The organism is Roseisolibacter sp. H3M3-2 (assembly GCF_029211165.1).
GTDB lineage: Bacteria > Gemmatimonadota > Gemmatimonadetes > Gemmatimonadales > Gemmatimonadaceae > Roseisolibacter.
Genome location: NZ_JARGEK010000291.1, coordinates 1 through 6,400 on the forward strand (window position 1 = coordinate 1; position 6,400 = coordinate 6,400).

A 6,400-nucleotide genomic window follows, 5' to 3' on the forward strand; every position below is an offset into this window, starting at 1 on the left:
CCGCCTCGGCGGCGCACGCGGCGCAGCCGTCGACGTGGCGCGCCGCCGCGTCGAGCGCGTCGGCGCCGAGGCGGCCGACGCGCCAGTCGTGCAGCGCCGCCGCGTCGGGGCAGGGGGGCGTGGGGGGCGTCATGTCAGTCGCGGAGCAGCTTCGAGAGGTGCTTGCGGGCCCGGTGCAGCTGCGTGCGCACCGTCCCCGGGGCGAGCCCGGTGAGGCGCGCGATCTCGTCGTGCGCGTACCCCTCGACGTCGTGCAGCACGAACACCAGCCGGGCGCCCGGGGCGAGGCGCGGGAGCGCGGCGTCGAGGTCCACGCGCTCCAGCACCGCGTCGCGCGGCGAGGGCGCGGCGCAGTCGTCGAGCCAGTCGCCCGCCGGCTCGACGCGCGCCAGCCGCCGCCGGTCGGCGCGCAGCCGCTCCAGCACCACGTTCACCGCCAGCCGGTGCAGCCAGGTGCCGACCGCGCTCTCGCCGCGGAAGGTCGCCAGCCGCTCCCACGCGCGCACGAACACGTCCTGCGTCAGCTCGGTCGCCGCCGCGGCGTCGCCGGTCATGCGCAGGCAGAGCGCGTACACGCGCCCGACGTGCGCCCGGTACAGGGCGGCGAAGTCCGCCGCGCCGTCACCGGCGGTCACGGGCGCGCGCTCGGGGGTGGCCGTCGTCACCAGGGGAAGTCATCGGGTCCGCGAGTGGGATGCCGGCCGCGCGCCCCGCGTTTACACCGACGCCGAGAAGGATCGCGTGTGCGCAGCCCGGCCGGCGGCGGCATCACACGGGCAACTTCCTCAGGAGCGTCTCCATGCTGGTCCGGTCGATCGCCGCCGCCGCCGCCCTCGTGCTGCTCGCCGCCCCGCGCCCCGCCCTCGCCGGGCCGCCGTGGATCTCGGTGGAGCTCCCCGCCAACCCGCACCAGGAGTCCACGCGCGGGGCGCTGGCGGTGGTGCGCCTCTACCATCATGGCGACCCCACCGCGTTCCCGCTGCAGGCCGAGGCGGTCGGGATGGTGGACGGGGCCCGCCGCACCGTGCGGCTGGAGGCGCGCCCGGTCGGCGCCGCCGGCACCTTCGCCGTCCGCGGCGCGCTGCCGGCGGGGGAGGGGTGGGTGCTGGTGATGACGATGCGCGAGGGGGCGACGGTCACCGCGACGGCGCTGGTGGCGCTCGACCGGCGCGGCGACGTCGCGGGGGTGCGCGTCCCCATCGACTCGCGCGAGAACGGGCGCTGGTCGGTCCCCCGCGCGATCACCGCCGCCGACGTGGACGCGATGCTGCGCGTGGCCACCACGGCGCGGGTCGCCGACGCCGGCGGGACGCGCGCGGGCGCGCCGGGGCGCGGGGCGGCGACCGCCGGGCTGGCGGCGGCGGGGGTGGGGCTGCTGCTGCGGCGGCGCGACCGTTCGGGGCGCGACCGTTCGTCGCGGGACGGGGTAAGGGAGTCGTGAAGCCCGCCGCGGCGTCGCCGGGCCCTCTGGTCGGGGGTCCGGGGGCGCCGCAGTTTGCGGGGTTCCGTCGCGCGCCCCCGCCCGCCGGGTGGCGCGCGCCGTCCGCTCACGCGCCCCGCCCATGCCCGTACCCGCCCTCGCCCTCCTCGGGCTGCTCCAGCAGCCCGCCCAGTCCCCCGCCGCCGCGCCGTCCCCGGTGGCGCGCATCGTCGTGTCGCCGAGCGACCCCGTGGTCGCGGCGATGGACACCCTCCGGCTCACCGGCCGCGCCCTCGACGCGCAGGGGAACGAGGTCCCCGGCGTGCGCGTGCGCTTCCAGCAGGCGGGCGGGTGGTTCGAGGGGGCCGTCGACACCACGGGGCTCGTGCGCGCCGGCGCGACCGGGATGCTCCCGGTGGCCGCCGTCGCCGTCGTCCCGGGCACGCGCCCGTTCGTCGAGCGCGTCGGGGTGCGGATGGTCCCCAGCGCCGCCGCGCGCGTGGCGGTCGAGGGGCTCCCCGCGACGCTCGTGGTCGGGCAGCGCGTGGCGCCCACCGCCACCGCCTACTCGGCGCAGGCCGACCGCCGCGAGGACCGCGTGCGCTGGACGAGCAGCGCGCCCGGCGTGGTGTCGGTGCGCGACGGCATCGTCGTCGCGGCGGCCCCCGGGCGCGCCGTGCTGACCGCCGAGGCGGGGAGCGCGAAGGCGACCGTCCCGGTGACGGTGGTCGCGACGCGCGTCGCGTCGGTCGAGGTGAGCCCCGGGACCGCGCCCGCGGCCGGGTGGCGCACCGGCGACGTGCTGCGCTTCAGGGCCGTCGCCAAGGACGCGCAGGGGCGCGCGATCCCCGGCGTCACGCCGACGTGGAGCTTCAGCCCCGGGCAGGGGCAGATCGACCCCGACGGCGCCTTCGTCGGCTACGAGGCGCGCCCGTACACGGTCACCGCGTCGCTCGGCGACCGCAGCGCGACGGCCGTCGTGACGCTGGCCGCGCGCGACGTGCGCCGCCCGGCGACGATCGTCGGCCGCCTGCCGCGCGAGCGCTTCAACACCGAGGAGGTGTGGCTCCACCCGACCGAGCAGGTGGCCTACCTCGGCTCGGGCGGCGGCGGCGACGTGATGTACGCCATCGACATCTCGAACCCGGCCGCGCCGACGGTGACCGACTCCATCGTGTCGAACACGCGCCGCGTGAACGACGTGATGACCACCAAGGACGGCAAGCACCTCGTCTTCACGCGCGAGGGCGCCAGCGACCGCCGCAACGGGATCGTCGTCGCCTCGCTCGAGGACCCGCGCCACCCGAAGGTGCTGTCGGAGTACACCGAGACGGTGACCGCCGGCGTGCACTCGGCGTTCGTGTACACGCAGCCGAAGCACGGCACGCACGTGTACCTCACGAACGACGGCACGGGCGCGCTGCACGTGATCGACCTGAACGACCCGAGCAAGCCGAAGGAGGTCGCGACGTGGAAGACGCCGCGCCCCGACTTCGCCGGCGACGCCGGGCGCTCGCTGCACGACATCGACGTGCAGGACGGGCTGCTGTACGCCAGCTACTGGAACGACGGGCTCGTGATCCTCGACGTCGGCAACGGCGTGAAGGGGGGCTCGCCGTCCAACCCGGTGCTGGTCAGCCAGTTCAAGTACGACCTGAACGACATGTACCGGCAGGTCGAGGCGGCGGGCGGCCCGGGCTTCATCCGCGGCACGCACACCGCGTGGCGCCACAAGAACTACGTCTTCATCGCCGACGAGGTCTTCCCCTCCGAGGGGGTGAAGGGGGCGCCGGCGAACTCGGCGGCCGGCGGGCGCGCGTACGGCCGCCTGCAGGTGATCGACGTGTCCGACATGCAGAACCCGAAGAGCGTCGCCTGGTACGAGCCCGAGATGGGCGGCGTGCACAACGTGTGGGTGGCCGGCGACACGCTCTACATGGGCGCGTACAACGGCGGCTTCCGCGCCTTCGACGTGTCGGGCGAGCTGCGCGGCGACCTGCGCGCGCAGGCGCGCGAGATGGTGCACGTGCACACCGCCGACCCGGCGGGGCGCGTGAAGAACACGCCGATGACGTGGGGCGTCGTGGTGCGCGACGGCCTCGCCTACGTCAACGACATGTACAACGGGCTGTGGATCGTGCGCATGGAGCCGTCCAAGGCGCCCAAGCCGAAGGTGATGCAGTGAGCGCACGCGGTCCGCTGGCGCCGGCCCTCGCCCTCGCGCTGTGCGCGGCGGCGGGGCCGGCGGCGGCGCAGGAGTACACGGTCCTCGTGGCGAGCGAGGCGACCGACCAGATCGCGGTCGTGCGCTTCGGCCCGAGGCTCGGGGCCGGCGGGACGCCGGCGGCGAAGGTCGAGACGTCGCGCACCGTCGGCCTCAACCCGATGGACCCCGACGGCCCGCACGGGCTGGCGTTCGCCCCCGACGGCCGCTCGTACTTCGTGTCGACCGCGCACGGCGCGCCCTACGGCTCGCTCTGGCGCTTCGACGCGGCGACGGGGGAGACGCTGGGGCGCGTCGAGCTCGGGCTCTTCCCGGCCACGCTGCAGGTGAGCCCCGACGGCGCCGCGGCGTACGTCGTGAACTTCAACCTGCACGGCGAGATGGTGCCGTCGAGCGTGAGCGTCGTCGGCCTCGCGACGTCGGCCGGCGGCGGCGAGGAGCTGGTCGAGATCGCGCGCATCCCGACGTGCGCGATGCCGCACGGCTCGCGCCTCACCGCCGACGGGTCGCGCCACTACTCGGCGTGCATGATGGACGACCTGCTCGTCGAGATCGACACCCGCACGCTCGCCGTGTCGCGCCACTTCCTGCTCACCAAGGGGAAGGAGCAGGGGATGCCCGGCGCGCCGATGGTGCGGCGTGGCGCGCATGCGGGCCACGACATGGGCGGCCACGGGATGGACGCCCCCAAGGCCGGCGAGACGGTGTGCTCCCCGACGTGGGCGCAGCCGACGCCCGACGGGCGCTCGGTGTACGTCGCGTGCAACAAGACGAGCGAGATCGTCGAGGTCGACGCCGCGACGTGGGCGCTCAAGCGCCGCATCGCCGCCGGCGACGGCGTCTACAACCTCGCGATCACGCGCGACGCGAAGCTCCTGGTCGCCACCAACAAGCGCGGGCGCTCGGTGTCGGTGTTCGACGCCGCGAGCGGCAAGGAGCTGGCGCGCATCCCGACGCTGCGGCGCGTGGTCCACGGCGTCGCGGTCTCGCCGGACGACCGGTACGCGTTCGTCTCGGTCGAGGGGGTGGGGTCGGAGCCCGGCACGCTCGAGGTGATCGACCTGGCGACGCGGCAGCGCGTGGCGAGCGCGGACGTGGGGCAGATGGCGGGCGGGGTGGACGTGATCGCGGCGGCGCGGCCCTGAGAGACGGGAGGCTGCGGGCTGCGGGCGGCGGGTTTCGATCCGCCGCCCGCAGCCCGCAGTGCGTTCCAGCAGCCGCACGCCGCTATTGCTAAAAAACCAGCATGGTGCTAGAAGTTTAGCAGCACCCCCCCCCTGCTCCGGACTCATGGCCGACGCGCTCAGCAGCCGCCTCTCCCGACGGGAGCGGCAGATCATGGACGTGCTCTACCAGCTGGGCGAAGCGACCGCCGCCGAGGTGCAGGAGCGCCTCCCCGAGCCGCCGAGCTACTCGGCCGTGCGCGCCATGCTGCGCATCCTCGAGGAGAAGGGGCACGCGCGCCACCACGAGGACGGCCCGCGCTACGTCTTCACCCCGACGGTCGCGCGCACGACGGCGCAGAAGTCGGCGGTCAGGCACCTGCTGCGCACCTTCTTCGACGGCTCGGTCGAGGACGCGATGGCGGCGCTGCTCGACGGCGCCGAGCGCAAGCTGTCGGGCGACGAGATCGAGCGGCTGTCGAAGCTGATCGAGCAGCGGAAGCGGGAGGGGCGCTGACATGACCGCCGCCACCGCGCAGCTGGCCGAGCGCGTCGCCGCCCTGGCCGCCGACTGGCTCCCCGCGCTCGCCGACGCGACGCTCAAGGGGACGCTGCTCCTGGCCGTCGCGGGCGCGGTCACGACGTGGGGGATGCGCCGCGCCGCCGCCGCCACCCGCCACCTCGTGTGGAGCGCCGCCGTCGTCGCGGTGCTCGCGCTCCCGCTGCTCGGCCGCGTGGTCCCCGCGTGGCGCGCGGAGGTGGTGCCCCCCGCGCTCACGCGCGCCGCCGCCGCGCTGCGCGACCCCGCTCCCGCGGTACCGCCCGCCGCCGCGCCCGTCGCCCCACCCACCCCCGCCGTATCGGAACTCGCGGCATCGGAACTCGCGGCATCGGATCTCGCCGTATCGGATCTCGCGGTACCGGATCTCGCCGTATCGGATGTCGCCCCACCGACGACCCCACCCTGGCTGCTCGTCGCGTTCGCGGTGTGGGCGGCCGGCGTCCTCGTCGTGCTCCTCCGCCTCGCGCTCGGCACGTTCGGGCTCGCGCGCCTCGTCCGCCGCGCGCGGCCGGCCGACGACCCGGCGTGGGTGATGCCGCTGCAGCGCCTCGCGCGCGACCTCGGCATCCGCCGCCCGGTGTCGCTGTACGTGGCGCGCACCGGCACGGTGCCGGTGACGTGGGGCGTCGTCTACCCCGTCGTGCTGCTGCCGGCCGACGCCGCGGAGTGGAGCGAGGAGCGCCGCCGCGCCGTGCTGCTGCACGAGCTGGCGCACGTCGAGCGGCTCGACGCGCTGACGCAGGTGCTGGCGCAGCTCGCGACCGCGCTGTTCTGGTTCAACCCGCTCGTCGTGCTGGCCGGGCGCCGCCTGCGCGCGGAGCGCGAGCGCGCGTGCGACGACCTGGTGCTCGCCGCCGGCGGCGTCCCCGCCGCGGCGTACGCCGACGACCTGCTCGACCTCGTGCGCACGCTCGGCGAGGCGTCGCACGCCGGGCCCGCGCCGACGCCGGCGCGCCGCTCGGAGTTCGAGGGGCGGCTGCTCGCGATCCTCGACCCGGCGGCGCCGCGCACGCGCACCGACCGCCGCCGCG

At 76.1% G+C, this 6,400-nt stretch carries 6 protein-coding genes; 5 read left to right on the forward strand and 1 reads right to left on the reverse strand.

Going from position 1 to position 6,400, the window contains the following annotated elements; translation table 11 throughout:
• Positions 1–134: 134 nt before the first annotated feature.
• Positions 135–665 (reverse strand): RNA polymerase sigma factor, encoded by a 531-nt coding sequence (locus PYV61_RS19165; protein WP_275834598.1) that lies wholly within the window; start codon positions 663–665, stop codon positions 135–137.
• Between the two features lie 134 nt (positions 666–799).
• Between PYV61_RS19165 and PYV61_RS19170 the strand changes: the two genes are divergently transcribed.
• The 5 genes from PYV61_RS19170 to PYV61_RS19190 form a co-directional block, all read left to right on the forward strand.
• Entirely contained in the window at positions 800–1,441 is a 642-nt protein-coding gene (locus PYV61_RS19170) for a hypothetical protein (RefSeq protein WP_275834600.1), read from the forward strand.
• Between the two features lie 121 nt (positions 1,442–1,562).
• The gene (locus PYV61_RS19175; protein WP_275834602.1) at positions 1,563–3,605 is read left to right on the forward strand and encodes a hypothetical protein; all 2,043 of its coding nucleotides are present in this window, start codon (positions 1,563–1,565) and stop codon (positions 3,603–3,605) included.
• The gene (locus PYV61_RS19180) at positions 3,602–4,789 is read left to right on the forward strand and encodes a YncE family protein (protein WP_275834604.1); all 1,188 of its coding nucleotides are present in this window, start codon (positions 3,602–3,604) and stop codon (positions 4,787–4,789) included. The genes PYV61_RS19175 and PYV61_RS19180 overlap by 4 nt, the downstream gene beginning before the upstream one ends.
• Before the next feature lie 145 nt (positions 4,790–4,934).
• A complete protein-coding gene (locus tag PYV61_RS19185) occupies positions 4,935–5,324 on the forward strand; it encodes a BlaI/MecI/CopY family transcriptional regulator (RefSeq protein WP_275834606.1) in 390 nt (129 codons plus the stop codon).
• A gap of 1 nt (position 5,325) precedes the next feature.
• Positions 5,326–6,400: M56 family metallopeptidase (locus PYV61_RS19190; RefSeq protein ID WP_275834608.1), on the forward strand; the 1,075-nt coding region annotated here is incomplete at its 3' end.